This is a genomic window from Kitasatospora sp. NPDC093102, from assembly GCF_040683915.1.
Taxonomy (GTDB): Bacteria; Actinomycetota; Actinomycetes; order Streptomycetales; family Streptomycetaceae; genus Kitasatospora.
In genome coordinates, this window is the sequence record NZ_JBFBFA010000003.1 from 106572 (window position 1) to 132493 (window position 25922).

Genomic DNA, 25922 nt, shown 5'->3' on the forward strand with positions numbered 1-25922 from the left:
GCCGGCGGCTACTTCACGAAACCGACGTTCTCCCAGACGATGTCGGACAGGCCCTGCGCGCCGATGTTGGCGAGGTCGGCGCGGGCCCCGAACAGCTGCGGGCGCTGGTAGAGCGGCAGGACGCCGGCCACCTTCCAGAGCTCGCCGTCGGCCTGGTTGATCGCCTCGGAGGCGGTGGCCGCGTCGGTCGCGGCGGCGGCCCGGTCGAGCGCGGTGTCCACCGCCGGGCTGCCCGCGCCGACGTGGTTGGTGCCGCCGCTCTGGACGAAGTTGGCGCGGTTGCCGCTGGCCGGGAAGGGGGTGCCGAACAGCGAGTAGGCGGCGATGTCGAAGTCATTGCGGTTGACGTACTTGTCGAAGAACTCGTTGGCGGGGGCGGTCACCGTGGTGACCTTGATGCCGACGTCCTTGAGCATCCTGGTGGTGTTGGCGGCCTCGGCCTGGGCCGGGGTGACGCCGGCCGGGACGACCATCCGCAGGTTCAGCTCGCGGCCGTCCTTCTTCCGCACGTCGCCCTCCAGCTTCCAGCCGGCCGAGTCCAGCTTGCGGGCGGCCTCGGCGGGGTCGTAGCGGGCCAGGCCCAGGGAGTTGTCGCGGTAGCCGTTCTGGTTGGTGACCAGCAGGTGGTTGTTGAGCGGGACGGCGGGCCAGTCCAGGCCGCCGAGGTCGCCGCGGATCACCACGTCCCGGTTGATCGCCTGGAAGACGGCCTGGCGCACGGTTGCGTCGCTGAGCGCGGGGGTGCGGGCGTTCAGGGTGAACTGACGGAAGTCCGGCCCGCCGGCCCGGCGCACCACCGCACCCTTGGTGTTCTTGATGACCTGGTAACCGGCCACGTCCGGACCGTTGTTGACGAGGTCGAGCTCGCCCCTGGCGAAGGCGGCGGGCATCGCGTCGGGCAGCATCGCGTGGAAGACGATCCGGTCCAGCATCGGCTTGTCGCCCCACCAGGAGGGGTCGGCGACCAGCGTGACGGTCTGGGTGGCGCGGTCCAGCTGCTCGACCTTGAACGGGCCGGCGGTGACCGGGATGGCGTCGAGGTAGGAGGTGTTGAACAGGTCCGGGGTGGAGATCCGGCCGGCGGGCATCAGCGGGGCGTTGCCGGCGCTGTTGAACATCGACTGCCATTCGGAGAACGGGTGGTCGAAGGTCATCACGGCCTGGAAGTCGTCCTTGCCGCGCTCGACCGCGGAGACCAGCTCGAAGCCGGTGCTGCTGGAGGACTTGTAGGCCGGGTCCTTCCCGTTCAGGGCGCGCCAGTTGGCCTCGATGTCGCGCCAGGTGATCGGGGTGCCGTCGGACCAGTGGGCCTTCGGGTTGAGGGTCCAGGTGACCACCTGCCGGCCGTCCTTGAGGTCGGCGTGAGCCTCCTGCAGGTAGGCCGGGTTGGGGGTCTGGGTGCCGGCCGCGTCCGAGCGGAAGAAGGTCGGCAGCAGCGGTTTGCTGACCGTGACGGTCGAGGACTCGCTGCCGTCGGTGTGGATCGGCGACCACTGGCGGGAGAACTGGGCGATCGCCAGGTTCAGGGTGCCGCCCTGGCGCAATTGGGCCCGGTCGTGCGGGTTGATGTCGATCGAGGTGAGCTTGGGCGACGCGGGGGCGGACGGCAGGGCGCCGGCGCCGCCCTGTCCGGCGGTGCAGGAGCAGAGCGCCAGCGAGAGCGTGACGGCGGTGAGACCGGCGAGCAGGGCCGTCCCGTGGTGCTGGAGGCGGCGGCGCATCGGCGTGCTCCCCGGGGTGGATGTGGCGGATGGTGTGGCGTCACATCTTGCTGACCGGGAGGGGGCGTTGTCGAGGGGCGGGCCCGGATGGTGGGCCCGCCCCTCGCGGGCGCGGGTCGGTCGGACCGCGAACGGGTCGGACCGCGAACGGGTCAGACCACGAGCGTGTCAGACCACGAACTTGAAGGTGCGGTCCTTGTCGCTGGTCTTGTCCAGCACCGAGGTGATGCCGTCGGCGACGTCCTGCGGGGTGATCGTGGCGACCTGGCCGTTCTTCTTGACCTTCACCTTGTCGAACGCGGTGCCCAGTTGGGCGGCGAGCGCGTCGAGGTCCCACTTGGGCACGATCTTGCCGGAGGCGTCCGGGACGAGCGTGAGCGCCTTGGAGGCGGTCTTCGGGCCGAAGTCCCAGGACTTGGCGCCGGCCACGACGTGGACCTTGCCGGCGGCCACCTGCTTGCCGAGGCTGTCGGCGGCCGCCTGGAGGGCCTGGGTGGAGATCTTCGGCTGGGCGGCCGTGACGGTGAGGGCGATCGGCTGGTCGGGCTTGCCGTCGGCGCGGTCGCGGTAGGCCTGCTCGATCACCTCCAGGGCGCTCGCCGAGTCCACCGCCTGGCCGGCCCGGCCGGGGACGACGATCGGCTCGCCGTTGGGGTCGCCGAACTTGACGTAGCCCTCCTGGAGGCCCTGGCCGGGGCCGGCCGCGAGGCCGTCGAGGGCGGCCCTGAGCTTGGCCTTGTCGACCTTGACCTCCGGGGCGACGGCCTTGGTGCCGCCCTTGAGCGACTTGATGACGTCGACCGGGTTGTAGCTGTGCTGGGCCAGGCCGTCCACGGTGGCGGTGGTGTCGAAGCTCAGCCCGGCGACCGTCGGGTCGAGGTCCACGGTCTGGTCGCCGATCTTCAGCTTGAGCGGCTGCTGGCCGGCCTTGCCGACCGACTCGTCCAGCTGGTGGATCGCCTGGTCGCGGCTGTTGCCGCCGATCTCGGCGCCGAGCACCACGGTGCCCTTGGGGACGTCGGACTGGTTGAGCATCAGGCCGGTGCCGTACGCGGCGGCGCCGAGGAAGAACACCGCGCCGACGCCGTAGACGCCCAGCTTGACCAGCTTCTTGCCGGCTCCTCCGCGCTTGGCCTTGGCGGGGGCGGCGGGCTCGGCCTTCGCCTTGGCGGGGGCCGGCGCGGGGGCGGCCTTGGCGCCCTTGGCGGCCTCGGCGCCTTCGGGCCGGGGGTCGGGGGCCGGGGACGGCAGCGGGGTGACCGCGGTGGCCTCCGGGTCGCCGCCGGGCTGCGGGGCGGTGCCCGGCGTGCCCGGGAAGAGTGCGCCGGGGCCCGCCGGGGTGGCGGGGACGTCCTGGCCGGGGGCGGTCGGGCGCTGGGTGGCGAACGGGTCGGTGCCGGTCGGGGCCGAGGCGAACAGGCCCGGCTGCGGATGGCCGCCGGCGCCGCGCGGGGCGCCGTTCAGGGGCGGGCCGGATATCGCGGCGGGCGGCGGGGTGTTGTCGCGGATCGGCTTGAAGCCGTCGACCGAGGTGTCCTCCGGGCTCGGCTCGGCGGCCGGCCCGGCCTGCGGGCCGCGCGGTCGGCCGTTGCGCTGCTGACGGTTCTGCTGCCCGGCCTGCTGCCCGCCGTCGCGCCGGGGGCGGCCGCCGTGCGCGCCGGCCTCCGGAACGGTGGTGGCGAACGGGTCGGTGACCGGCGCGAAGGGGGCGGCGGCCTCGTACACGCCGGGCTCCTCCGCCGGGGCCTCGGCGCGGTACGGCGCGGCGGGCGCGGCCGGGTTCGGCTGCTTGCCCTGGGCCGCCACCGGACGGCCGTTCGGGGCACCGTTGGCACCGGCGGCCGGGGCGGGCTCGGCGGCGGGTGCCTTCTTCTGGCGAGGCCGGAACCAGGCGCCGGTGGACTCCGATTCGGAGGTGGCCGGCGGGATCGGCGGGATCTGCCACTCCGGCGGCAGGGCCGGCGCGGTGGCCTGGCGGCCGCCGTCGTCCATCACGCCGAGGACGGGCGAGGCCGGCGCGGAGCGGTGTCGCGGGCCGCCCGGCTCGGCGGCGGCCGGGGCGTCATCGCCCGGGCCGTCCTCGTTCTTGACGGTGCTGCGGACGACGACCGGCGGGATCGGACGCGAGCCGGGGATGTTGATCCGGACCCGGGTGGTCAGGGTGGTCTCGGTCTTCGGACCGTCATCCTCGCCGCCCGACGCGGTGCCCGGTCCGGCGTCGGCCCGGTCGCCGCCGGGGAGCCCCGGCGTGCCGTAGGGCGGGGTGCCCGACGGATAGGCGTCCGGACCCGTGCGCCGAGGCGTCGGGTGGGCGTTGTCAGATTCGCGGCTGCTCAATGCTGCTCTGCTCCGGGTTCGCGGGGGGCCGTGCGGCGTGACCGCGGTTCGTGGTCGCCGGGCCTTGACAGGGGCGGGCGGCGGTCGGGTACGGCGTTCTGCGGGACCACCATACTGGGAAGAACTGAGCGGCGAACGGCTTCGGACAGATCCTGATACGTCCGGTTCCTCCGGTATGAGAGTAAGGCCGTACGCTCCTGACTGCTCGTCGTACGCGGTACCGTACGCCGTGCACGACCCAGGTCAGCGCGGGGGGCCGGGCACCCCGGGGAACCAGCTGGTGCGGGTGGGCAGAGTGGCGCAGATCACGCCCAGTACCGAGCCGGCGAACAGCCAGGCCAGCGAGGTGGCGTTGGACCACAGCACGGTGTCGCCCTCGGGCCGGGGCACGATCAGCAGCAGCATCGCCAGGAACCAGCCGGCCACGGGCATGCCCGCGCCGAGCCGGGTGCCGGTGACCCGCAGGCCGCCGTAGAACGTGGCGGCGGTCGCGGCGAGCGCCAACAGGACTCCCGCCGGCGGCCACAAGGCCTGCACGAAGGATCCGCAGATCGACACCGCGACGCCGAGCAGGAAGAACAGGGCATAGGCCCCGATCCGGGCGGCGCGCGGGGGCTGGGGCTCGGCCAGCCGCTCCTCGCGGGTGCCGAGGACGACGGCGGCCAGCGGACGGCGCGGCGTCCGGGCGGCGGGCTTGCTCATCGGGCGTCCTCCTCGGCGTGCGCGGCGTCGAGCGCGAGGCCGGCGAACAGGTCGTCCTCCGGCTCGCCGGGCCCGGCCTGGCCGTGCACCAACTGGTAGTACTCGGTGGCGAACAGTGGCTGGGCGAGGTCGTTGGAGAGCGCGAAGAAGGCGCCGTCCACGGTGATCTGAGTGGCGTGCGCGGCCATCGCGGCGGCCTTGCGCCCCGCGTACGCGGAGCCGTCCAGCACGGTGGTGACCGCCTCGTCGTCGACCACGCCGGGGATGTCGGCGGGCTGCGCGACGCCCGGGAAGGACGCCTTGGCGGCGGCCTCGGCGAGTCCGGCCTCGATCACCGAACGGGGCATCCGGTTCCAGTACACCTTGGCGGTCCGCCAGGCCGGGCCCAGCTCCGGCCGGTGCGCCGGGTCGGCGGCCAGCTCGTACGCGCGCATCGCGACCCGGTGCGCCTGGATGTGGTCCGGGTGCCCGTAGCCGCCGTTCGCGTCGTACGTGACCAGCACCTGCGGGCGCACCTCGCGGATCACCGCGACCAGGTGGCCCGCCGCCTCCTCGACGTCCGCCTGCCAGAAGCAGCCGGGCACGTCGTTCTCGGGCACGCCCATCATCCCGGAGTCCCGGTAGCGCCCCGGGCCGCCGAGGAAGCGGAAGTCGGTCACACCGAGGGCGCGCATCGCGTCGGTCAGCTCGCCGATCCGGTACGCGCCGAGGGTGTCGTCCCGGTCGGCGGTCAGGTGGGTCAGCTCCGGGGGGATCACCTCGCCGCCTTCGCCGAGGGTGCAGGTCACCAGCGTGACCCGGGCGCCCTCGGCGGCGTACCGGGCCATGGTGGCGCCGTTGCCGATCGACTCGTCGTCGGGGTGCGCGTGTACCAGGAGGAGGCGGCGGCCGGTAGTCGCGGTCATGGGAGGAAGCCTAGGGCCTGCCGCCGGGCTCCCGCGGACGGGAGCCCGGCGGCAGGCCCCGGGACCGCGGCGACGGGGTCAGAGCTTCAGGCCGTTGATCATTCCGGCGAGGTTGCTGGTGACCTGGCTGATCGACGGAGCGATCGAGCTGGAGGCCAGGTAGAAGCCGAGCAGCGCGCAGATGATCGCGTGCGCCAGCTTCAGGCCGGACCGGCGGATCAGGATCACCACGATGACCAGCATCAGCACGGCGGCGGAGATGTTCATGGCCATGTCGGCTCTCACCCCTTCTCGGGCACGCCGCCCCCGGGGAGGGCGGCGAGGGACAGTGCGGGACTGGGGGCTGCGGGTGGCCGTGGTCCGGGACGGGGTCCGACGATCACTCGCCGGACAAGTCATACCCGATGGGTAAGGGGGTCATTACACTCGGTGAGTCCGCGGGCGCCGGGGCATCGTGGCGTCCGGGGGGCGCATAGGCCGGTCGGAGGCGGTTTGGACCTCTTTGGGGCGTACTTGGGGAGGATGCTCCGAACGAGTGATCAACGCGCATCCGGGGGCGGTGGTCCGGCGTCATAAGGTCTGGTGCCATGACCTCCCACACCTCTGCCGACACCTTCCCGCGGCAGTACGCGCGGACCCTGCGCTACACCGTCGGCGCGCCCCGTTCCTTCTCGGTCGCGCCGGACGGCTCGCGGGTCGTCTTCCTGCGTTCGGGCTCGGGCCGCGACCGGGCCAACCTGCTCTGGACCCTCGACACCGCCACCGGCGAGGAGCGGGTCGCCGCCGACCCGGCCGCGCTGCTCGGCGGCGGCGAGGAGGACCTCTCGCCGGCCGAGAAGGCCCGCCGCGAGCGCAGCCGCGAAGGCTCGGCCGGCATCGTCGGCTACGCCCTGGACGCGGCCGGCACCCTGGCCGCCTTCGCCCTCTCCGGCCGGCTGTTCACCGCCGACCTGACCACCGGCACCACCGTCGAACTGCCCGCCGAGGGACCGCTGTTGGACCCGCGACCGTCCCCGGACGGCGCCCACGTCGCGTACGCCAACACCGCCGGCGAGCTGCGGCTGACCCGCACCGACGGCAGCGGCGACCGGGTGCTCGTCGCGCCGGACGGCCCGAACGTCACCTGGGGGCAGGCCGAGTTCATCGCCCAGGAGGAGATGGACCGCGACCGCGGCTTCTGGTGGTCCCCGGAGGGTGACCGACTGCTGGTCGAGCGGGCCGACGACAGCCCGGTGCGCCGCTGGTGGATCGCCGACCCGGCGAACCCGGACCGCGAGCCCGCCGAGGTCGCCTACCCGGCCGCCGGCAGCGCCAACGCGGAGGTCGGGCTCTGGCTGTTCGACCTGCACGGCGGGCGCACCGAGGTGGTCTGGGACCGCGAGGCCCACCCCTACCTGGGCCGGGTCCACTGGTCGAAGGGCGGCGTGCCGCTGCTCCTGGTCCAGACCCGCGACCAGCGCGGCCAGCGGATCCTCGGCCTGGACGTGGCCACCGGCGCCACCGAGGTGCTGCACGAGGAGAAGGACGGCGTCTGGCTGGAGCTGTTCCCGGGCGCGCCGGCCTGGACCCCGGACGGCAAGCTGGTGCGGATCTCGGACGAGGGAGGGATCCGGGCGCTGGTGATCGGCGACCGCGCCGTGACCGGGGCCGACCTGCACGTCCGGTCGGTCGTCGCGGTCACCGAGGAGGAGGTGTTCTTCAGCGCCGCCGGCGGCGCCGAGGAGACCGACCCCGAGCCGGGCTGGATCGGCGTCGGCCGGATCAGCCACGACGGCGAGCGGCTGGGCTGGGAGTCCGCCAACGGACGGCCGTTCACCTCCGTCACCACCGCGGTGCACGGCGGCGGGATCACCGTCCGGGCCACCGCCGAGCCCGACCTGCCCGGCACCCTGGTCCAGGTCGCCCGGGACCTGCCCGAGGGCCTGGCGGTCGACGACGTCGCCACCGTCGCCTCGTACGCCGAGACCCCGGTCATCACCGCCCGGCCGGTCTTCCGCTTCGCGGGCGAGCGCCGCATCCCGGCCGCCGTCTTCCTTCCCACCGGCTACGACCGCGAGCGGGACGGCCTGCTGCCCGTCCTGATGGACCCGTACGGCGGCCCCGGCGGCCAGCGCGTCTACCAGGCGCACAACCCGCACCTGCAGTCGCAGTGGTTCGCCGACCAGGGCTTCGCCGTGATCGTCGCCGACGGGCGCGGCACCCCCGGGCGCGGGCCGGCCTGGGAGAAGTCGATCGCCTTCGACTTCGCCGGGGCCACCCTGGACGACCAGGTGGAGGCGCTGCGGGCGCTCGCCGGGGAGTTCCCGCTGGACCTCGACAGGGTCGCCATCCGCGGCTGGTCGTACGGCGGCTACCTCTCCGCACTCGCGGTGCTGCGCCGCCCGGACGTCTTCCACGCGGCGGTGGCCGGGGCGCCGGTGACCGACTGGGAGCTCTACGACACCCACTACACCGAGCGCTACCTGGGCGACCCGGCCGAGCGGCCCGAGGTGTACGCCGCCAACTCGCTGAACGGGTACGCGGCCGGGCTGGAGCGCCCGCTGATGATCATCCACGGGCTGGCGGACGACAACGTGGTGGCCGCGCACACCCTGCGGCTGTCCTCGGCGCTGCTCGCCGCCGGGCGCCCGCACACCGTGCTGCCGCTGTCCGGCGTCACCCACATGACCCCGCAGGAGGAGGTCGCGGAGAACCTGCTGCTGCTCCAGGTCGACTTCGTGAAGCGCTCGCTGGGCGTGTGAGCCCCGCGCGGACCCTCCCGCCCGCCCCCTGACCAGCCCTTCCGCGGCCGGTACCCGGATCACCGTCGTGACCCGGGTACCGGCCTTCGGCATGACATCCGTCATGCCGAAGGCACGACGGCGGGCACTGCCGCCACGACCCGCCCGCACGGGACTCTGAGGTGGTGCGAACAGCACCGGACACGACACCGTCAGGGGAGAGGAACAGGGCGATGGTTACCGAGGTGGCCGCCTTCCGCGGCGTGGGCAAGAGCTACGGGCGGGTGCGCGCCGTGGACGGACTGGACCTCGTGCTGAGGCCGGGTGAGACCGTCGCCCTGCTCGGGCCGAACGGCGCCGGGAAGTCCACCAGCCTGGACCTGCTGCTCGGCCTGCGCGAGCCCGACCAGGGCAGCGTGACCCTGTTCGGCGGCGCCCCGCGGGCGGCGATCGAGGCCGGCCGGGTCGGCGCGATGCTGCAGAGCGGCGGGCTGATGTCCGACGTCAAGGTGCGCGAGCTGGTCCGGCTCGCCTGCGACGTGCACCCGCGCGGTCGGTCGGTCACGGGGGTGCTGACCGATGCCGGGATCACCGAGCTGGCGGAGCGGCGGGTCGACAAGCTCTCCGGCGGCCAGGAGCAGCGGGTCCGCTTCGCCCTGGCCATCGCGGGCGACAGCGACCTGATCGTGCTGGACGAGCCCACCACCGGCATGGACGTCAGCGTGCGGCAGTCGTTCTGGGCGAGCATGCGGGCCCAGGCCGACGCCGGGCGCACGGTGCTGTTCGCCACCCACTACCTGGAGGAGGCCGACTCGATCGCCGACCGCGTCCTGGTGCTGCACCGGGGCCGGCTGATCGCGGACGGCAGTTCGGCGGAGATCAAGGCGCGGGCCGGGGCCCGCCGGATCGCCTTCGAACTCCACGACGGGGACGGGCGGCCGGTCGACGAGGGGGTGCTGCGCACGCTGCCCGGCGTGCAGGCGCTGGACGTCACCGCGCGGGTCCCGGGGGTGCGGACGGTGCGGATGCGCACCGCGGACGCCGACGCGAGCATGGCCGGCATCTACCGGGCGGGGCTGTACCCGCGCGGGCTGGAAGTCACCGGGGTCGGCCTGGAGCAGGCCTTCCTGACCATCACCGGGGAGCAGGACCGCGAGGACGACGCCGAGAAGGAGAGCGTGCGATGACCACTCTGATCAGGCTGGAGATCCTGCGGACCCTCCGCAACCGGCGCTACCTGCTCCTCACCATCGCCTACCCGGCGCTGATGTACTTCTTCTTCATCCACGCCTACAGCTCCGACAAGCTGGCCGGCGGCCTGCCGGTGAAGACCTACTTCATGGTCTCGATGGCCACCTTCGGCGCGGTCGGCGCGGTCCTCACCGGCAGCGCGCAGCGGATCTCGCTGGAGCGCAAGAGCGGCTGGGTGCGCCAGTTGCGGCTGACCGCGCTGCCGGGACGGGCGTACACCTTCGGCAAGATCGGCGCGAGCGCGGTGACCACGCTGCCGGCGATCCTGGTGGTCTTCGCGGTCGGTGCGAGCCAGGGCGTCGAGCTCGGCGCGGCGCAGTGGATCGGGCTGGCGGCCGCGCTGTGGCTGGGCAGCTTCGTCTTCGCCGCGCTCGGGGTGGCGCTCGGCTACGCGGCGGCGCCGGACTCGGTGCAGACCATCGTGATGATCACGTACATGCTGATGTCGCTGTTCGGCGGCACCTGGTTCCCGGTGAGCGGCTCGCTGGAGACGTTCGCCCGGTTCAACCCGGTGTACCTGTACAACAGGCTGGCCGGCTTCACCCAGCCCGGGCACTCCCTGGACACCGTCGCGGTCGCCGGACTGGCCGCCTTCCTCGTGGTGTTCGCCGCCGCTGCCGCGGCGCTGTACCGCCGTGACACCCGCCAGGCATGATGGCCGACATGAGTGACGCGCGCCAGGCCCACCGCCCCGACGAACCGCCGGAGGCGGGCGCGGTCCGGGCGTCCTTCATGAACGTTCCCGGCTCCCCGGTGGAGAGCCGGCGGCAGCTGCTGGTCAAGGTCGCCTGGATGCTGCTGTGGATGACGTACCTGGCCTACCCGGCGAGCGACCTGATCAACGGTGGCCACAGCCTGGCCGACCAGGTGCTCGGCTGGGTCTGCCTGGCGGTCTTCGTGGTCTCGTACGTCCTGCTGGTGATCTTCCGCTCGCAGGCGGGGATGAGGCCGCGGGCCTGCCAGGTGACCGTCGCGACGATGATCGCGCTCGCCGTGACCTCCTCCTTCGTGCTCGGCGGCGCCTTCCTGACCATGTTCATCTACGCCTCGGTGTGCCTCGCGGTGATCACGCCGCTGAAGTACGCGCTGCGGGCGCTGGTCGGGATGGCCGTGCTCACGGTCGTGACCGGCCTGCTGATCCACGCTGGCAACGACGACATCTCCACCTTCGCGCTCAGCGCCTTCCTCTCCGGCGTCGCGATGACCGGCCTGCAACGGCTGGTCGCCACCATGAAGGAGCTGCGCGAGGCCCGGGCCGCGGTCGCGCACCTGGCCGCCTCCGAGGAGCGGCTGAGGCTGGCCCGCGACCTGCACGACCTGCTCGGGCACTCGCTGTCGCTGATCACCCTGAAGAGCGAGCTGGCCGGACGGTTCATGGACGCCGGCAAGGACGAGGCGGCGCGGGCGCAGGTTGCCGACATCGAGCAGGTCGCCCGGCAGTCGCTGATCGACGTGCGGGAGGCGGTGACCGGCTTCCGCCGCCCGACCCTGCCGGTCGAACTGGCCGCCGCCCGTACCGCGCTGGCCGCCGCGCAGGTCCGGCTGGAGGCCGCGCCGGAGCTGGTGGACGCCTGGCCGTCGCTGGACGACGAGGAGTCGGGCGCGCTGGCCTGGGCGCTGCGCGAGGCCGTCACCAACGTGGTCCGGCACGGCGAGGACGCCACCGTCTGCACGGTGACGGCGGACGAGAGCTGGGAGGCGAGCGGCGAGCGCTACGCCGTCCTGGAGATCACCGACAACGGGCGCGGGCCGGGCAAGTCCCAGCCGGGCAACGGCCTGTCCGGGCTGGAGGAGCGGCTGGCCCTGGTCGGCGGACGGCTGGAGACGGGGCCGGGGCAGCACGGCAAGGGCTTCCGGCTGCGGGCCTCGGTCCCGCTGCGGACGGTGGCCGCGCCCGTGGCGAAGTCCCTCTAGGCCCTCGAAGACCTTCAGGCCGACGGCAGTTCCAGCACGAAGCGGGCGCCGCGCGGGGCGTGGGCGACCCGCAGGGTGCCGCCGTGCCGGGTGGCGATGTCCGCCGCGATGGCCAGGCCCAGGCCGCTGCCGCCGGCGTCCCGGCTGCGCGCCTCGTCGAGCCGGGTGAACGGCTCGAAGATCCGCTCGCGGTCCTCCGGCGGCACGCCCGGGCCGTCGTCCCGGACCTCCAGGACGCAGCCGTGCGCGGTCTGCCGCGCGGACAGCACCACCTCGGCGGCCGCGTGCCGCTGGGCGTTGTCCAGCAGGTTACGCACCAGCCGGTGCAGCCGGATGCGGCTGCCGCGCACCAGCACCGCCTCGGGCGCGTCCACCCGCAGGGCGATCCGGGCGCCGAGGACCGGCCGGTACTGGTCGGCGAGCTCGCGCAGCACGGCGGACAGGTCGACGGCGGTGAACTGGCCGGCCGCCCCCGGGTGCGAGCCCCGGGCCAGGAACAGCAGGTCCTCGGTGAGCTGCTGGAGCCGCTCGACCGAGGTGAGCGCCTCCCGGGTGGCGGCCGGCCAGTCGGTGCGCTCCGGGTGGGCCAGCGAGACCTCCAGGTTGGTGCGCAGCGCGGCGATCGGGCTGCGCAGCTCGTGCGAGGCGTCCGCGACGAAGCGCTGCTGCTGCACGGCCGAGCGCTCCAGCCGGTCCAGCGTGGCATTGGTGGTGCGGGCCATCCGGGTGAGCTCGTCGCCGGAGCGCGGCACCGGAACGCGGCGGTCCAGCCGGTACTCGCCGATCTCGGCCAGCTCGGCCCGTATCGCCTCCACCGGGCGCAGCGCCCGGCTGGTCGCCAGCCAGGCCGTCAGCGCGACCAGCAGCGCGGCGACCGGCACGCCCAGCCGCAGCACCGGGTCGATGGTGCGCAGCGAGGCCTCAGCGGCGAACGGGGTGGCCAGCACGTACACGGTGAACGGGCCGACCATGGGCTTGACCGGCTGTCCGCTCTCGTCGTTCTGCCGCAGCAGCGGGCTCCAGCTGCCCATCGCGGTGAAGCTGCGCCCCGAGTAGCGGTTGGCGGCGGCCACCCCGGCCGGTCCGATGGTCACCCGCTGGACCGACTGCCAGTCGTCCGGCGCCAGGTTCGGTACGGCCGCGGGCGGATCCCCGGCCAGGTGCTGGGTGGTCAGCGGGCCGCCCATGGCCAGTACCCGGCCGTCGCGGTCCAGCACCAGGTACGGCAGCTGCCCGTTGTCCGCCAGCTGCTGGCCGTGCTTGTAGCCGCTGCTGATCACGCGGGCCTGGGCCTGGGCGTCCGCCTCGGCGGCGGCCAGCTGGGCGTCGTACATGTGGCCGCGCAGCCACCAGGCGCCGATGCCGAGCAGCAGCAGCGCCGCCAGGCCGGCCGCCAGCGAGGTGCGCAGGCGGGTGGAGAGCCTGCCGAGCACCGGTCAGGCCTCCAGCCGGTAGCCGGCACCGCGCACGGTGGTGATCGAGCGGACGTCGAACGGGGCGTCCACCTTGCGGCGCAGCATGCTGACGTACACCTCGACGATGGACTCCTCGCCGTCGAAGGCGATGTCCCACACCTCGTCGACGATCCGGCGCTTGGACAGCACCTCGCCGGGATGCTCGGCCAGGCAGCGCAGGACGGCGAACTCCCGCTCGGTGAGGGTGATCTCGGCGCTGCCCCGGCCGCAGCGGCGGCCCGTCGGGTCCAGCCACAGGTCGCCGACTCGCAGCAGCGGGCCAGGGGTCTGGCTGCGGCGGATCAGGGCGCGCAGCCGGGCCAGGAAGACCAGGTAGGAGAACGGCTTGGTGAGGTAGTCGTCGGCGCCGGTGTCCAGGCCCTCGGCCTCGTCGTACTCGCCGTCCTTGGCGGTCAGCATCAGGATCGGGGTGGTGACGCCGTCGGCGCGCAGCGCCTCGCACACCTTGTAGCCGTTCAGGCCGGGCAGCATGATGTCGAGCACGATCGCCCGGTAGGCGTGCCGCTGGGCCAGCCGCAGGCCGGTGAGGCCGTCCGGGGCGAGGTCGACGGTGTACCCCTCGGCCTCCAGGCCGCGCCGTACGGCCGCCGCGACCTGTGCGTCGTCCTCCACCACCAGAATCTCCATGCGGATCAGGATGCCACCGGCGCCGGATCCGTTCCTTAAGCCGTCTTCAGCTTTCTCAGCCTCGCTTCAGGGACGCGGGTGCATGCTCTCGCCGGTTCCACCGGCCCGTTCGGGCCGGTGCCCGGATCGAGAGGGGGTTGGGAATGGCCGTCCTCCAGGAGAGGGCCGTCGGGGCCAGGGAGCCGGCCGGCGGCGCGAGAAGATCCGCCCGCGCTGCCGCCCGGCACCGCAGGCCGCGCCGTGCGCTGCCGCCCAGCCTGGTGATGGCGGCCGGGACGGTGGTGTCCCGGGCCACCGGCTTCGTCCGGTCGGCACTGCTGGTGGCGGTCCTCGGCTCGGGGCTGCTCGCGGACGGGTACAACGTGGCCAACACGGTGCCCAACATCCTGTTCGTGCTGCTGATCGGCGGCGCGCTGAACACCGCGCTGGTGCCCCATCTGGTGCGCGCCGCGAAGGAGTCGGCGGACGGCGGGGCGGCGCACGTCGACCGGCTGGTGACGGTGCTGGTGGTCGCCCTGCTGGTGCTGACGGCGGTGGTGGTGCCGGGCGCGCCGTACGTCGTGCGGGCGTACACCTCGTACGACGGCGGGCAGTTGGACCGGACCGTGCTGCTGGCGTACCTGTGCCTGCCGCAGGTGTTCTTCTACGGGCTGTTCACCGTGCTCGGCCAACTCCTCAACGCCCGTCGGCGGTTCGCGCCGATGGCGTGGGCGCCGGTGCTCAACAACCTGGTGGTGATCGGGGTGTTCGGCGCCTACCTCGGCCGAGGTTCCTTCGACACCGCCGACCTGACCGTCCTCGGCGCCGGGACGACGGCCGGGGTGGTGGCGCAGAGCCTGGTGCTGCTGCCCTGCCTGCGGGCGGCCGGAGTGCGGCTGCGGCCGCGCTGGGACTGGCGGCAGGCGGGGCTCGGCGAGCCGCTGCGGGCCGCCGGGTGGACGCTGCTGCTGGTGCTCAGCGACCAGGTGGGCTACTGGGTGGTGACCAGGCTGTCGACCTCGGTCGGCGCGCAGGCCGCCGCGGCCGGGCTGCCGGGTGTCGGGTACACCGCGTACAGCAGCGCGTACCTGCTGTGGATCGTGCCGCACGGCGTGGTCACGGTGTCGGTGGTGACGGCGGTCGTTCCCGCGCTCAGCGCGGCCTGCGACTCCCCGGGGACCGTCCGCGCGCTGCTCGCCCGTACCGTCCGCACCATCGGGGTGGTCACCGTCCCGGCGGCCTGCGCGTTCGCGGTCCTCGCGCCGCAGCTGTGCGCGCTCGCCTTCGGCCACGGCCGCACCGATCCCGCCGACGTGCGGGCCATCGCCGGAATGCTGACCGCCTTCGCGCCCGGCCTGGTGCTGTACTCCGCCGGCTACGCGCTGACCCGTGCCTTCTACGCGCTCGGTGACAGCCGTACGCCCTTCCTGCTCAACCTGCTGCCGGTCGCCTCGACCGCTCTGGGGGCGGTGCTCTGCCACCGGCTGCTGCCGCTGCGCTGGGCCGTCACCGGGATGGCGGGCTGCTACGGAGGATCGTTTCTCCTCACCTGTGTGGCCGCCTCCCTGCTGCTGCGCCGACGGCTCGGGCCGCTACGGGTCCTGGGGGCCCACGCGAAGCTGCTGTCGGCCGCCCTCCCGGCCGCTGCCGCCGCCTGGTGGACGACCCGGTACGGCCTCGTGCCGGCCGTCGCGGTCCTCGCGGCCGGCTACCTCCTCCTCGCCCACCTCCTCCGCATCGAAGAACTGTCCGCCCTCACCACACGATTGCGCAGACGCTCATGACTCTCCTCCCCACCGATGTCGCCCGTGTCCTCGACGTCCTCCTCCCCGAGGGCCACCCGCTACGCGCCCAGGTCCCGCACCTGCGCGTCGAGTCCCGCTGCCGGTGCGGCTGCAGCACGGCCCTGTTCGCCGGCGTCGAGGACGGTGCCCGCTCGGAGGTGGTGGCCGAGGCGGCGATCGGCTCCGACGGCGAGGTCATCCTCTTCGCCGAGGACGGACGGCTCTCCTGGCTGGAGGTCTGCTCCTGGACCGACCCCAAACTCACCCTCGTCGACGCGGCCCGCTTCCTCCGGGGGGAACCCGGGCAGCCGGAGTGAGCGTCGTTCCGGACATGCCTGCTGTTCTCGTTCTCGGCTTCGACCCGCACGCCGTCCCCGGTATGGACGGCGACGCCATGACGGCCGTCCTCGACGCCGAACTCGCCCGCTTCGCCGACCACGGCATCGACGCCACCGCGACCCTGGTCGCGCCCGACGACACCGCCGAACCCGCCATCGTGGCGGCCCTCGGCGGCCGGGACTGGGACGTCGTCGTCATCGGCGGCGGCATCCGCAAGCCCGAACCGGCGCTGCCCTTCTTCGAGCTCGTGGTCAACCTCGTCCGCCGCCACGCACCCCGGGCCGCCCTCGCCTTCAACACCAGCATCGCCGACAGCGTCGAAGCCGCCCGGCGCTGGCTCTGAGCCGTACGTCCGTCGGCTCCCCGCTCCACCGGGCCTGCGCACTCCCGCCGTTCTCCGGGGCGGCGGTGCCCCAGGGCGCGGACGGGACGGGCGTTCAGCCGGGGGTGGCGAGGTTGCGGCGACAGGGGCACAGCGGTTCCAGGGTCAGCATTCCGGCAGTCTGGCCCGCAGGGCCTCGGTGAACCACCGGAACACCTCGGCCAGGCTCTCCGGGACGGGCCAGCCGTTGATGATCGCCAGCAGCTGCCAGTAGCGCTCGGCGCGCGGGTCGTCGGCGGCCTCCAGGCGGGTGAGGAGCCAGTGCCGCAACGCGGCGTCGTCGGGGCGGCCGAAGGTCTCGGCGTAGGCGGCGGTGAGGGAGGCGACGACGGGGGCGGCGTCGGGGGAGCCGGGGGCGACGCCGTCCGTCAGTGCCGTGCCGACCAGCGACCGTACGGTCCCGGTGAGCGCGTGGTGCAGGCCGGTGCGGTCCCCGTCGGCCCGCTCGGCGGCCTGGTGTTCGGCCATCCTCCGCACCGCCGCGCGGAAGTCCGGGTCCTGGACGAGTTCGCCCAGTTCCACCCAGGCCTCGACCTGCTCGGCCCGCGGTTCGTCGGGCAGTTCGGGCATGGCGGAGCGCATCATGGCGACGAACTCCGGGTTGGCGTCCAGGCCGCCGAAGGCCTCGTCGACGAAGTCGTGGACCAGGCGCCGGCGTTCGGCGTCGGAGAGCTCGGCGAGCTTGTGCATGAGTTTCATCTCCTCGGGTGTGGAGCCGCGTTGGGCGACGGCGAGCAGCACCGCCCGGCGCAGCCGGAGCGTGCGGATCTGCACCTCCAGCGCCTCGGCGTGCGCGGCGGCGACCTCGTGCAGCGGGGTCTCCCGCTCCAGCACCCGGCGGATCGCGGGCAGGTCGAGCCCGAGCTCGCGCAGGGTGCGGACGAGGTCCAGCCGGGCGAGCGCGTGGACGTCGTAGCGCCGGTAGCCGGCGGCGGTGCGGTCGGTGGGCGGCACGAGGCCGGTGTCGGCGTAGAACCGGATGGCCTTGACGGTGAGTCCGGTGCGGCGGGCCAGGTCGCCGATCGAGTAGAGCGTGTCGCTGCCGTCCATGGACCTCACTCTGGACTCTCCCCTTACCGGAGACGCAAGCCCGTGTCCTCAGGGGACGGGCCCTAAGGTCGTGGCCATGAACGACACTGACAACGGGGCCCCGATCCGCGTGCTGCTCGCGGAGGATCAGGGGATGGTCCGGGAGGCGCTGGCCGCGCTGCTCGGGCTGGAGGGGGACATCGACGTCGTCGCGCAGGTCGGCCGCGGGGACGAGGTGGTGGCGGCGGTACTCGCGAACGACGTGCAGGTGGCCGTGCTGGACATCGAGATGCCGGGGATGACGGGCATCGAGGCGGCTGCCGAGCTGCGCGGCCGGGCGCCCCGGACGAAGGTGGTCATCGCGACGACCTTCGGCCGGCCCGGCTACCTGCGCCGGGCGATGGAGTCGGGTGCGCACGCCTTCCTGGTGAAGGACGCGCCGGCCGCCGAACTGGCGGAGGCGATCCGCCGGGTGCTGCGCGGCGAGCGGGTGATCGACCCGGCGCTGGCCGCCGCCGCGCTGGCCGAGGGCGCCAACCCGCTGACCGCGCGCGAGCGGGACGTGCTGGGCGCGGCCGCCGGCGGCGCGGTGAACGCGGACATCGCCAGGCGGCTGCACCTGTCCGAGGGGACGGTGCGCAACTACCTGTCCATGGCGATCCAGAAGACCGACGCCCGCAACCGCACCGAGGCGGTCCGGATCGCCCGCGAGAAGGGCTGGCTGTAGGGAACGGGATCAGTTGAGCCGGTGCCGGGCCGCCCGGGCCTCCTGCCGGACCTTGGCGGCGGTGTCCGGGTCGAAGGCGTCCAGGATCTGCGCGTAGGCGTCCATCTCCGCCGAGCCGCCGAGGAAGTCCCCGGTGCGGACGAGGAGTTCGGCCCGTTCCAGGCGCAGCTGGGCGGGGTGGCGGGGCAGCAGCAGGGCGAGTTCGGTGGCCCAGAGCTGGGTGCGGGCGTGCTCGGGGCGGTCGGCGGCCCAGGCCCGGATGTTGCCGAGCACCCGCAGCACGATCTCCAGCGGCTGGGCAGGGGTGAGCAGGGCGGGGGTGAACTCCTGCCCGGCGGCGGCGACCAGCCGCTCGGCGTCCTCCGGGTCGAGCAGCCGCCCGCCGTGGAACGGGTCGGCCAGGACGTAGTCCTCGCCGCCCGCCGGGCCGCCGACCGCGACGATGAAGTGGCCGGGCAGCGCGATGCCCTGGACGGTCAGTCCGGCCCGCTGTCCGACCGCCATCCACACCAGGGAGAGCATGATCGGCAGCCCGCGCCGCCGCCGCAGCACCTCGGGCAGCAGCGAGGACTCCAGCCGCCGGTAGTCCGACTGCCGCCCGTGGAAGCGCTCCCGCCCGCCGAGCACCGCGGCGAGCAGCGCGGCGGTCTCCTCCGGCCCGGTGGGCGCCCGCTCGGCGACCGCCAGCCGGACCGCCGCCGCGTGCCGCTCCAGCGCGGCCTCGCAGGCGGCGAGCAGCGCGTCCACGTCCGGCGGCTCACCGGGGTCGCCGGGGTCGGGCACCATGCCGTGCTCGGCGGCGGCGAGCAGGCACAGCAGCACCGGGTCGGGCTGCTCGGCGCGGGCGGCGGTCCGGAAGCGGTCTCTGCTCTGCTCGGTCACGGTGACGGCGACGGCTTTCGTACGGCGGACGGACAAGGCGGTGGACGGGCAAGCGGGCGATCGGACGGACGGTACGGCCTGGCGGCTACCCCTGGGGAAGAAGGGCGTAGTGGTAAGTGTGACTGGTCGTGAAGCCGAGTCCGTCATAGAGCGCGATCGCCGCCGTGTTCTCCGCCTCGACCTGGAGGTACCCGCCGCTCGCGCCCTCCTCGGCCGCGCGCGAGGCGAGCACCGCCATGACCGTCGTCGCCAGCCCGGCCCGCCGGGCGTACGGCTGGACCTCGATCGCGCCGAAGCAGGCCCAGGCCCCCTCGATGACACAGCGTCCGATCGCCAGCGGCGGCTGCCCGGGGGCGCCCGGCACGGTGGCGAACCAGACCGAGGGCCCGCCGTGCAGCACCTGCCGGGCGGCCTCCTCGACCGCCGGGTCGCCGCTCACCCGCCGGTACACCGACAGCCACCGGGCGTCCGCGGTCCGCGCCAGCCGGACCCTCTCGTGCCCGGCGCCGGTCCGGGCGAGCCCGGCCAGCGGGGCGGTGCGGACCAGGGTGGGCGCGTACCCGGCCCCGAGCCGGTCGAGTTCGGCGACCAGCGTCTGCGGCGAGCCGGGGGAGACCACCTCGACGTACGCGGGCAGCCCGCGCGCCGCGTACCAGGCGCGGACGGCTTCCAGGGCCCGGGGCAGCGGCAGTCCCGGGTCGCCGAGGGCCTGGACGGAGTTGGCCCGCCGGGTGAACCCGGACGCGGCGCGCAGCGTCCACTCGCCGAGCGGCTCCTGCTCGACGGCCGGCCAGCCGCGCCCGGCGATCCGCTGCAGTTCGACCGGCGAGGTGACCGGCAAGGGGGCACGCCGGGCCGGAAACGGCGGCACGACCTTGCCCGCGACCAGCAGTTTCTCCGGCAGGAACACCGGCTCGCCGGAGCGCGGGACGATCGTCAGTCCATGATCGTCCCACGATGTGAGCACGCCGATCGAATCCCGGAACACCGGCCGGTCGTCCACGAACTCCGCGAGGCGGCGGACGGACACGCGTCGTCCCACGTCAGAGCGATCTATCCGGACCTCCGGACGGCCGTCGACCGGGTTGTCCGTCGCCATCTGGCCACCTCCTGTGCAATTGCGGTCTCCGACCCGCGATACTAGGGGCGGGCATCGACGACGCCGCGCTCACCGCGCACGGCAGCAGAACAGAACGGGCCGCCAGGCCCTTCCGAGGAGGAACGACAGCGTGACCTACGTCATCGCGCAGCCTTGTGTCGACGTGAAGGACAAGGCGTGCATCGAAGAGTGCCCGGTTGACTGCATCTACGAGGGCGAGCGATCGCTCTACATCCACCCGGATGAGTGTGTCGACTGTGGCGCGTGCGAGCCGGTCTGCCCGGTCGAGGCGATCTTCTACGAGGACGACACTCCGGAGGAGTGGAAGGACTACTACAAGGCGAACGTCGAGTTCTTCGACGACCTGGGTTCGCCCGGTGGCGCCTCCAAGCTCGGCCTGATCGAGCGTGACCACCCGTTCATCGCCGCTCTGCCGCCGCAGAACGCCGACCACTGACGATTTGGTGGCAAATCAGCTGTGAGCACCAACAGCACGCGCGCGCCGTTCCCGGGCCACCCGGGGGCGGCGCGCCGCGTTTCGGACAAGCTTCCGGTCTTCCCCTGGGACAAGCTGGAGCCGTACAAGGCGACCGCCCTGGCCCACCCCGGCGGGCTCTGCGACTTCTCCGTCGGCACCCCGGTGGACCCGGTTCCCGAGGTGATCCAGAAGTCGCTGGCCGCGCACACCGACACGCCCGGCTACCCGACCGTCTGGGGCCCGCTGGAGCTGCGCGAGGCGATCGCCGGCTGGCTGCACCGCCGGCTCGGCGCGGAGATCGGCCCGCAGGCCGTGCTGCCGACCGTCGGCTCCAAGGAGCTGGTGGCCTGGCTGCCGACCCAGCTCGGCCTCGGCCCCGGCGACCAGGTCGCCTACCCGCGCCTGGCCTACCCGACCTACGAGGTGGGCGCCCGGCTGTGCGGCGCCGAGCCGGTGGAGTACGACTCGGTGGACGAGCTGGACGGCTCCCGGGTGCGGCTGCTCTGGGTGAACTCGCCGTCCAACCCGACCGGCCGGGTGCTGGGCGCGGACGAGCTGCGCCGCGCCGTCGAGTGGGCCCGGGAGCACCGGGCCCTGCTGGTCAGCGACGAGTGCTACCTGGAGCTGGGCTGGGAGGCCGACCCGGTCTCCGTCCTGCACCCGGACGTCTGCGGCGACGGCCACGAGGGCCTGCTGGCCGTCCACTCGCTCTCCAAGCGCTCCAACCTGGCCGGCTACCGCGCCTCCTTCGTGGCGGGCGACCCGGTGGTGGTCAAGGAGCTGCTGGAGGTGCGCAAGCACGGCGGCATGATCGTGCCGGCGCCGGTGCAGGCGGCGACGGTCGCCGCGCTCGCGGACGACGCGCACGTGGCCGAGCAGCGCGAGCGGTACGCGGCCCGGCGCTCGGCGCTGCGGGCGGCGCTGGAGGCGTACGGCTTCCGGATCGAGCACTCCGAGGCGAGCCTCTACCTGTGGGCGACCCAGGACCGCCCGTGCTGGGAGACCGTGGCCGAACTGGCCGAGCTGGGCATCCTGGTGGCGCCCGGCGACTTCTACGGGCCGGCCGGCGACCGCTTCGTGCGGGTCGCGTTCACGGCGACCGACGAGCGGGTCGCCGCGGCCGTGGAGCGGCTGGGCGCGGCGCGCTGACCGCACGCGGGAGACCGTACGGCGAAGGGGGCCGGTGTCACGGACACCGGCTCCCTTCGGCACGCTCCCCGGAAACGGGGGGTTACAGCGGGAGGCCGCCGCCGAGGTGGCCGCCGTTGAGACCGCCCAGCAGGCCGCCGAGCGGGCCGAGCGCGCCGGTGAGGCCGGACAGCGGGTTGTTCGAGCCGAGGTCGGCACCGCCGAGGCGGTTGGCCGACCCGTGCTCGGCCAGGCCGAGCACGTCGGTGGCGGGCAGGTCGGCCGGCAGCGCGCGCTCGACCGAGCCGAGCGGCAGCGCCCGCTGCACCGCGCCGACCGGCAGCGCGTCGGCGACGGCGGTGCCGCCGGGGACGGCGCCGGTGACCGTTTCGGCGCCCGGCAGGGCCTGGGTGACCGAGCCGGCCTCGGTGAGCCCGCCGAGCGGGCCGGTGCCGGCGATGGCGCTGCGGGTGCCCGCGGCCTTGCCGGTGACGGCCTCGCCGAGCTTGCCGGCCAGTGCCGAGGCGACCTTCGGGGTGACCGAGGAGAGCTGGCCGGCGGTCGCGGCGGTCTGGTCGACCGGGGCGGTCAGCGAGCCGGCCTTCTCGTTCGCCTCGGGCAGCTGCTGGGCGACGATGTTGCCGGCGGCGTCGGCGGAGGCCGGTACGCCCGCGGCGACGGTGGCCGCGCCGGTGGAGCCGGCGGCCTGGCCGAGCTGGTGGGTGGTGTGCTGGAGGGTGGAACCGGCGTCGGAGTTGGTCAGCTGGCCCAGCGGTGCCGCGAGGTCGCTCTTGGGCAGCAGGGCGTCCCCGCCCAGGGCGGACGCGGAGCCGGCCGCGACCAGCGGGGTCGCTCCGGCGGCCACGACGAGCGCGGCCTGGGCGATCCGGCGCGTGAGGGGGTGAGACATGGGGCTCCTCGAAGGGGTCTGGGTCCGTCCCGTCCGCCCCAAGGGACCGGGCGTGGACGACCGGGCGGACGACGTTGTTACCGCTTGAGAAGCCAGAAGGTTTCGGCCGACGCAAGGAATCTTCCTGACCGACCATCGGATCGTACGACCGCAGCGGGGCGGCCCGCCAGGCCCGGTCGGACGTCGCCGAACCGGCCCCGGCCAAGGGGAGTGACGGTTCTCCACCCCGGTTCGCCGGAACGGGCGGTCGGTCCACCGGGGTTGACCGGAATCACCCGTCCGGCGGCAACCCGAACGCCTGTGCGTCAGCTCTTGTCGGCCGGGGCCAGCGTGACCTGGACGAGCTTCGTCGAGGTGCCCGAGGTCTGGGTCTGCCAGCCGTCCTCGGACTTGGACTTGCGCCAGATCTTCCCGTCGTAGGCGACCGTCGCGATGCCCAGCTGCTGGGCCTGGGCGACCGCCCAGTGGGCGACCTCCCAGCCGCCGGCCCGCTCGGCGCCCACCCCGCCGTCCGCCCCCGCGTCCGAGGAGGAGGTCAGCGCGGCGGTGGCCGGGTCCGGGGTCAGCGAGACGGCGTTCTCGGCGCCCTTGATGGTCGAGGTGTAGCCGGTCGCCGGGGTCACCGTGCGGCCGAACTCCCGGCGCACCCGGTCGGACAGCACCTGGGCCCGGTCCGGCGCCGCGGCCGGGGTCGCGGTGGCACCCGGGGTGGCGGAGGCGGAGTCCGCCGGGTCCGGCTTGGCGTAGTCGTGCACCACGCAGGAGAACGAGGCGGGCTCCCGGCCGGCCAGCGCCGAGGTGAGCAGGGTCGCCTTGGTCTCGTGCTTGGCGTAGGCCTGCGGGTAGCCGCTCTTCTGCACCGTCTGCGCGGCGTCGGTCAGCGGCATCCGGGTGTAGCCGGGGACCTTGACCAGGCCGTCCAGGAACTTGTTGGTCGCGTACACCGGGTCCGAGATCTGCGCCGGGGTGCCCCAGCCCATCGACGGCCGCTGCTGGAAGAGGCCGATCGAATCCCGGTCGCCGCCCGCGAGGTTGCGCAGCTTGGACTCCTGCATGGCGGTCGCCAGCGAGATCGCGGTGGCCCGGTCCGGCAGCGCGCGCGAGCGCGCCACCGCGGCGATCGTCGCAGCGTTGGCGGCCTGCGGCAGCTCCAGCGTGCCGCTGCCGGCCGCGGTCTTCACCGTGCACTCCTCGGACGCGCCCGGCTTGAAACCGAACCACCAGATCCCGACCACGGCCAGACCGGCGACCAGGGCCAGGCCGAGCAGCCCGACGATCACCATCAGCAGGGCGCGCAGCGGCCCGCGGCGGCGAGTGGGCTCCTCTTCGTCGCCCAGCTCCTCGCTGCTCCTTCTCCTGGCCACCGTCGCCCCTCTCGCGCCTGCTCCTTGATCCGACACCGTACCCACTCGGACGGATGTACGGCGCCCCCCGGTTGCCGAACCGAGTCCGATCCGTGTCACGGAACGGCCGCACCGGGCGGACTAGGCTGGCGCCCATGAGCAGCCCGAATCCGACGCACCTGGACCTCACTCTCGACGGCGGCGCGCTGACCGCACGGCTCGTCGACTTCCCCTCGGTGAGCGGCGACGAGCAGGCGCTCGCCGACGCCGTGGAGGCCGCGCTGCGCGGCTACCCGCACCTCACCGTGGACCGCCACGGCAACAACGTGGTCGCCCGGACGAACCTGGGCCGGGCCGAGCGCGTCGTCCTGGCCGGCCACCTGGACACCGTGCCGATCGCCGACAACCTCCCCTCGTACGTCGAGGGCGACCTGCTCTACGGCTGCGGCACCTCGGACATGAAGTCCGGCGTGGCCGTCCAGCTGCGCCTCGCCGCCACGCTGACCGAGCCCAACCGCGACCTCACCTTCGTCTTCTACGACTGCGAGGAGGTGGAGGCCCACCGCAACGGCCTGGGCCACCTCGCCGAGGACCACCCGGAATGGCTGGCCGGCGACTTCGCGGTGCTGATGGAGCCCAGCGGCGGCATGGTCGAGGGCGGCTGCCAGGGCACCCTGCGGGCGCAGGTGCGGCTCACCGGCGTGCGCGCCCACGCGGCCCGCAGCTGGCTCGGCGACAACGCCATCCACCACGCCGCCGAGGTGCTCACCCGGCTCGCGAACTACGAGCCGCGCCGGGTGGAGATCGACGGTCTGGAGTACCGCGAGGGCCTGAACGCGGTCCGGATCGACGGCGGCGTGGCCGGCAACGTGATCCCGGACGAGTGCGTCGTGACGGTCAACTTCCGCTACGCGCCGGACCGCAGCGAGGCGGACGCGGAGAAGCACGTGCGCGAGGTCTTCGACGGCTTCGAGCTGACCGTCACCGACTTCGCGGCGGGTGCCCTGCCCGGACTCTCCCAGCCGGCCGCCCAGGCCTTCGTGGCGGCCACCGGCGGCCAGGCCCGGGCCAAGTTCGGCTGGACCGACGTCGCCCGGTTCAGCGCACTCGGCGTTCCGGCGGTCAACTACGGCCCCGGTGACCCGAACCTGGCGCACAAGCGGGAGGAGCACTGCTCGCTGAGTGCCATCGCCGAGGCCGAGGAGCGGCTGCGCGGCTGGCTGACCAGCTGAACCGCGCGCGGCACCGCTCGTCCGATCAGCAGCCGAACGACACCTTCCGGATGCTCAACCGACCTTCCCCCGTTGCCTGAAAACGGGGGAAGGCGGGCGTAGGGTTTCGTCATGACAGGCACAGGAGACGAGAAGCGCTACGGTCACGGCCCCGAGCAGGTCGGGGTGCCGCGGAAGAAGAAGGCCTGGCCCGAGAAGCAGAAGGGCCCGGTGCTGGTGCGCCGGGACCAGGTCGGCACGAGCACCACGGACCAGCGCCTGCTGGACACCACCGGCCCCACCGACTGGCTGCACACCGACCCGTGGCGGGTGCTGCGGATCACCTCCGAGTTCGTCGAGGGCTTCGGCGCCCTCGCCGAACTCCCGCCCGCGATCAGTGTCTTCGGCTCCGCCCGGACCACGGTCGACTCGCCCGAGTACGAGGCGGGCGTCGCCATCGGCCGGGCCCTCGCCGAGGCCGGCTACGCGGTGATCACCGGCGGCGGCCCGGGCGCGATGGAGGCCGCCAACCGCGGCGCCTCCGAGGCCGGCGGCCTCAGCGTCGGGCTCGGCATCGAGCTGCCCTTCGAGCAGGGCCTCAACGAGTTCGTCGACCTCGGGCTGAACTTCCGCTACTTCTTCGTCCGCAAGACGATGTTCGTGAAGTACGCGCAGGGCTTCGTGGTCCTGCCCGGCGGCCTCGGCACGCTGGACGAGCTGTTCGAGGCGCTCACCCTGGTCCAGACGAAGAAGGTCACCCGCTTCCCGGTGATCCTCTACGGCAGCGCCTACTGGGGCGGCCTGTACGAGTGGCTGAAGAACACCCTGGTCGAGCAGGGCAAGGCGGCCCCGCACGACCTGGAGCTGTTCCACATCACCGACGAGATCGACGAGGTCATGAAGATCCTCGCCGACGCCCGCCGGCCCGGCAACGAGATCTAGCGGGAGCGAGCCGCGCGAGCGAGCCGAGCGCCAAAGA

The 25922-nt window shown here is 73.8% G+C and carries 24 protein-coding genes; 12 read left to right on the forward strand and 12 right to left on the reverse strand.

The annotated features are described in order from the left end of the window. Positions 1 to 8: 8 nt before the first annotated feature. From AB0O11_RS06160 to AB0O11_RS06180, 5 genes are all read right to left on the reverse strand, one after another. Positions 9 to 1721, reverse strand: coding sequence for an ABC transporter family substrate-binding protein (locus tag AB0O11_RS06160; protein WP_363382293.1), 1713 nt, complete (start codon positions 1719 to 1721; stop codon positions 9 to 11). A gap of 168 nt (positions 1722 to 1889) precedes the next feature. Beyond that, positions 1890 to 4058, reverse strand: a complete 2169-nt coding sequence (locus AB0O11_RS06165; RefSeq protein ID WP_363382295.1) for a hypothetical protein — start codon at positions 4056 to 4058, stop codon at positions 1890 to 1892. A 243-nt stretch (positions 4059 to 4301) separates the two neighbouring features. Beyond that, positions 4302 to 4760: a DUF6113 family protein gene (locus AB0O11_RS06170; protein WP_363382298.1), complete on the reverse strand. Its 459-nt coding sequence runs from the start codon at positions 4758 to 4760 to the stop codon at positions 4302 to 4304. Next, entirely contained in the window at positions 4757 to 5665 is a 909-nt protein-coding gene (gene mshB / locus AB0O11_RS06175) for an N-acetyl-1-D-myo-inositol-2-amino-2-deoxy-alpha-D-glucopyranoside deacetylase (RefSeq protein WP_363382300.1), read from the reverse strand. Before mshB ends, AB0O11_RS06170 begins: the two co-directional genes overlap by 4 nt. A 78-nt stretch (positions 5666 to 5743) precedes the next feature. After that, entirely contained in the window at positions 5744 to 5938 is a 195-nt protein-coding gene (locus tag AB0O11_RS06180; RefSeq protein ID WP_224280869.1) for a DUF2304 domain-containing protein, read from the reverse strand. 314 nt (positions 5939 to 6252) lie between these two features. Between AB0O11_RS06180 and AB0O11_RS06185 the strand changes: the two genes are divergently transcribed. The 4 genes from AB0O11_RS06185 (at position 6253) to AB0O11_RS06200 (ending at position 11550) form a co-directional block, all read left to right on the forward strand. After that, positions 6253 to 8406 (forward strand): alpha/beta fold hydrolase, encoded by a 2154-nt coding sequence (locus AB0O11_RS06185; protein WP_363382303.1) that lies wholly within the window; start codon positions 6253 to 6255, stop codon positions 8404 to 8406. 212 nt (positions 8407 to 8618) lie between these two features. Beyond that, entirely contained in the window at positions 8619 to 9572 is a 954-nt protein-coding gene (locus AB0O11_RS06190; RefSeq protein ID WP_363382306.1) for an ABC transporter ATP-binding protein, read from the forward strand. After that, positions 9569 to 10291 (forward strand): ABC transporter permease, encoded by a 723-nt coding sequence (locus AB0O11_RS06195; RefSeq protein ID WP_363382307.1) that lies wholly within the window; start codon positions 9569 to 9571, stop codon positions 10289 to 10291. The genes AB0O11_RS06190 and AB0O11_RS06195 overlap by 4 nt, the downstream gene beginning before the upstream one ends. Positions 10292 to 10299: 8 nt before the next feature. Beyond that, entirely contained in the window at positions 10300 to 11550 is a 1251-nt protein-coding gene (locus AB0O11_RS06200) for a histidine kinase (RefSeq protein ID WP_363382310.1), read from the forward strand. Positions 11551 to 11564: 14 nt separating this feature from the next. Here the strand turns inward: AB0O11_RS06200 and AB0O11_RS06205 are convergent, their stop codons facing one another. Together AB0O11_RS06205 and AB0O11_RS06210 are read right to left on the reverse strand one after the other, a co-directional pair. Then, on the reverse strand, positions 11565 to 12983 hold the full coding sequence (locus tag AB0O11_RS06205; RefSeq protein WP_363382313.1) for an ATP-binding protein: 1419 nt from the start codon (positions 12981 to 12983) through the stop codon (positions 11565 to 11567). Between the two features lie 3 nt (positions 12984 to 12986). Continuing rightward, positions 12987 to 13652, reverse strand: a complete 666-nt coding sequence (locus AB0O11_RS06210) for a response regulator transcription factor (protein WP_363382316.1) — start codon at positions 13650 to 13652, stop codon at positions 12987 to 12989. A gap of 143 nt (positions 13653 to 13795) precedes the next feature. Between AB0O11_RS06210 and murJ the strand changes: the two genes are divergently transcribed. Genes murJ through AB0O11_RS06225 form a run of 3 tightly spaced genes read left to right on the forward strand, consistent with a single transcriptional unit; the run spans position 13796 to position 16097 of the window. Continuing rightward, positions 13796 to 15415, forward strand: coding sequence for a murein biosynthesis integral membrane protein MurJ (murJ, locus tag AB0O11_RS06215; protein WP_363382319.1), 1620 nt, complete (start codon positions 13796 to 13798; stop codon positions 15413 to 15415). Beyond that, entirely contained in the window at positions 15412 to 15732 is a 321-nt protein-coding gene (locus AB0O11_RS06220; protein WP_363382322.1) for a hypothetical protein, read from the forward strand. The genes murJ and AB0O11_RS06220 overlap by 4 nt, the downstream gene beginning before the upstream one ends. Positions 15733 to 15746: 14 nt before the next feature. Further along, complete coding sequence (locus AB0O11_RS06225; protein WP_363382324.1) at positions 15747 to 16097, forward strand: hypothetical protein; 351 nt, start codon at positions 15747 to 15749, stop codon at positions 16095 to 16097. A gap of 144 nt (positions 16098 to 16241) precedes the next feature. Here AB0O11_RS06225 and AB0O11_RS06230 read toward each other — a convergent pair whose 3' ends face one another. Further along, positions 16242 to 17186, reverse strand: a complete 945-nt coding sequence (locus AB0O11_RS06230) for a MerR family transcriptional regulator (protein ID WP_363382327.1) — start codon at positions 17184 to 17186, stop codon at positions 16242 to 16244. A gap of 76 nt (positions 17187 to 17262) precedes the next feature. Between AB0O11_RS06230 and AB0O11_RS06235 the strand changes: the two genes are divergently transcribed. Beyond that, entirely contained in the window at positions 17263 to 17892 is a 630-nt protein-coding gene (locus tag AB0O11_RS06235) for a response regulator transcription factor (protein ID WP_363382328.1), read from the forward strand. Between the two features lie 9 nt (positions 17893 to 17901). Here the strand turns inward: AB0O11_RS06235 and AB0O11_RS06240 are convergent, their stop codons facing one another. Then, positions 17902 to 18774 carry a transglutaminase-like domain-containing protein gene (locus tag AB0O11_RS06240; protein ID WP_363382331.1) on the reverse strand — a complete coding sequence of 291 codons (873 nt, stop codon included), beginning with the start codon at positions 18772 to 18774 and terminating at the stop codon, positions 17902 to 17904. A gap of 85 nt (positions 18775 to 18859) precedes the next feature. Then, positions 18860 to 19804 carry a GNAT family N-acetyltransferase gene (locus AB0O11_RS06245; RefSeq protein WP_363382334.1) on the reverse strand — a complete coding sequence of 315 codons (945 nt, stop codon included), beginning with the start codon at positions 19802 to 19804 and terminating at the stop codon, positions 18860 to 18862. 199 nt (positions 19805 to 20003) lie between these two features. Between AB0O11_RS06245 and fdxA the strand changes: the two genes are divergently transcribed. Next, positions 20004 to 20330, forward strand: a complete 327-nt coding sequence (fdxA, locus tag AB0O11_RS06250) for a ferredoxin (protein ID WP_030061559.1) — start codon at positions 20004 to 20006, stop codon at positions 20328 to 20330. A gap of 21 nt (positions 20331 to 20351) precedes the next feature. Continuing rightward, positions 20352 to 21500, forward strand: a complete 1149-nt coding sequence (dapC, locus tag AB0O11_RS06255) for a succinyldiaminopimelate transaminase (RefSeq protein WP_363382337.1) — start codon at positions 20352 to 20354, stop codon at positions 21498 to 21500. An 82-nt stretch (positions 21501 to 21582) separates the two neighbouring features. Here the strand turns inward: dapC and AB0O11_RS06260 are convergent, their stop codons facing one another. Together AB0O11_RS06260 and AB0O11_RS06265 are read right to left on the reverse strand one after the other, a co-directional pair. Beyond that, positions 21583 to 22389 carry a hypothetical protein gene (locus AB0O11_RS06260; RefSeq protein WP_363382340.1) on the reverse strand — a complete coding sequence of 269 codons (807 nt, stop codon included), beginning with the start codon at positions 22387 to 22389 and terminating at the stop codon, positions 21583 to 21585. Between the two features lie 305 nt (positions 22390 to 22694). Next, a complete protein-coding gene (locus tag AB0O11_RS06265; RefSeq protein ID WP_363382341.1) occupies positions 22695 to 23753 on the reverse strand; it encodes a hypothetical protein in 1059 nt (352 codons plus the stop codon). Positions 23754 to 23887: 134 nt separating this feature from the next. Here AB0O11_RS06265 and dapE point away from each other — a divergent pair, with 134 nt between their 5' ends. Beyond that, positions 23888 to 24964, forward strand: a complete 1077-nt coding sequence (gene dapE / locus AB0O11_RS06270; RefSeq protein WP_363382344.1) for a succinyl-diaminopimelate desuccinylase — start codon at positions 23888 to 23890, stop codon at positions 24962 to 24964. A gap of 111 nt (positions 24965 to 25075) precedes the next feature. Continuing rightward, entirely contained in the window at positions 25076 to 25885 is an 810-nt protein-coding gene (locus AB0O11_RS06275; protein WP_363382347.1) for a TIGR00730 family Rossman fold protein, read from the forward strand. Positions 25886 to 25922: the final 37 nt, after the last annotated feature.

Coding starts and splice junctions, on each gene's coding strand:
- AB0O11_RS06185 (WP_363382303.1), top strand. CDS start 6,253: ATGACCTCCCACACCTCTGCCGACACCTTCCCGCGGCAGTACGCGCGG.
- AB0O11_RS06260 (WP_363382340.1), bottom strand. CDS start 22,389: ATGTCTCACCCCCTCACGCGCCGGATCGCCCAGGCCGCGCTCGTCGTG.
- AB0O11_RS06160 (WP_363382293.1), bottom strand. CDS start 1,721: ATGCGCCGCCGCCTCCAGCACCACGGGACGGCCCTGCTCGCCGGTCTC.
- AB0O11_RS06170 (WP_363382298.1), bottom strand. CDS start 4,760: ATGAGCAAGCCCGCCGCCCGGACGCCGCGCCGTCCGCTGGCCGCCGTC.
- AB0O11_RS06235 (WP_363382328.1), top strand. CDS start 17,263: ATGAACGACACTGACAACGGGGCCCCGATCCGCGTGCTGCTCGCGGAG.
- AB0O11_RS06180 (WP_224280869.1), bottom strand. CDS start 5,938: ATGGCCATGAACATCTCCGCCGCCGTGCTGATGCTGGTCATCGTGGTG.
- AB0O11_RS06220 (WP_363382322.1), top strand. CDS start 15,412: ATGACTCTCCTCCCCACCGATGTCGCCCGTGTCCTCGACGTCCTCCTC.
- AB0O11_RS06275 (WP_363382347.1), top strand. CDS start 25,076: ATGACAGGCACAGGAGACGAGAAGCGCTACGGTCACGGCCCCGAGCAG.
- AB0O11_RS06195 (WP_363382307.1), top strand. CDS start 9,569: ATGACCACTCTGATCAGGCTGGAGATCCTGCGGACCCTCCGCAACCGG.
- mshB (WP_363382300.1), bottom strand. CDS start 5,665: ATGACCGCGACTACCGGCCGCCGCCTCCTCCTGGTACACGCGCACCCC.
- AB0O11_RS06190 (WP_363382306.1), top strand. CDS start 8,619: ATGGTTACCGAGGTGGCCGCCTTCCGCGGCGTGGGCAAGAGCTACGGG.
- AB0O11_RS06210 (WP_363382316.1), bottom strand. CDS start 13,652: ATGGAGATTCTGGTGGTGGAGGACGACGCACAGGTCGCGGCGGCCGTA.
- murJ (WP_363382319.1), top strand. CDS start 13,796: ATGGCCGTCCTCCAGGAGAGGGCCGTCGGGGCCAGGGAGCCGGCCGGC.
- AB0O11_RS06230 (WP_363382327.1), bottom strand. CDS start 17,186: ATGGACGGCAGCGACACGCTCTACTCGATCGGCGACCTGGCCCGCCGC.
- AB0O11_RS06200 (WP_363382310.1), top strand. CDS start 10,300: ATGAGTGACGCGCGCCAGGCCCACCGCCCCGACGAACCGCCGGAGGCG.
- dapE (WP_363382344.1), top strand. CDS start 23,888: ATGAGCAGCCCGAATCCGACGCACCTGGACCTCACTCTCGACGGCGGC.
- AB0O11_RS06225 (WP_363382324.1), top strand. CDS start 15,747: ATGCCTGCTGTTCTCGTTCTCGGCTTCGACCCGCACGCCGTCCCCGGT.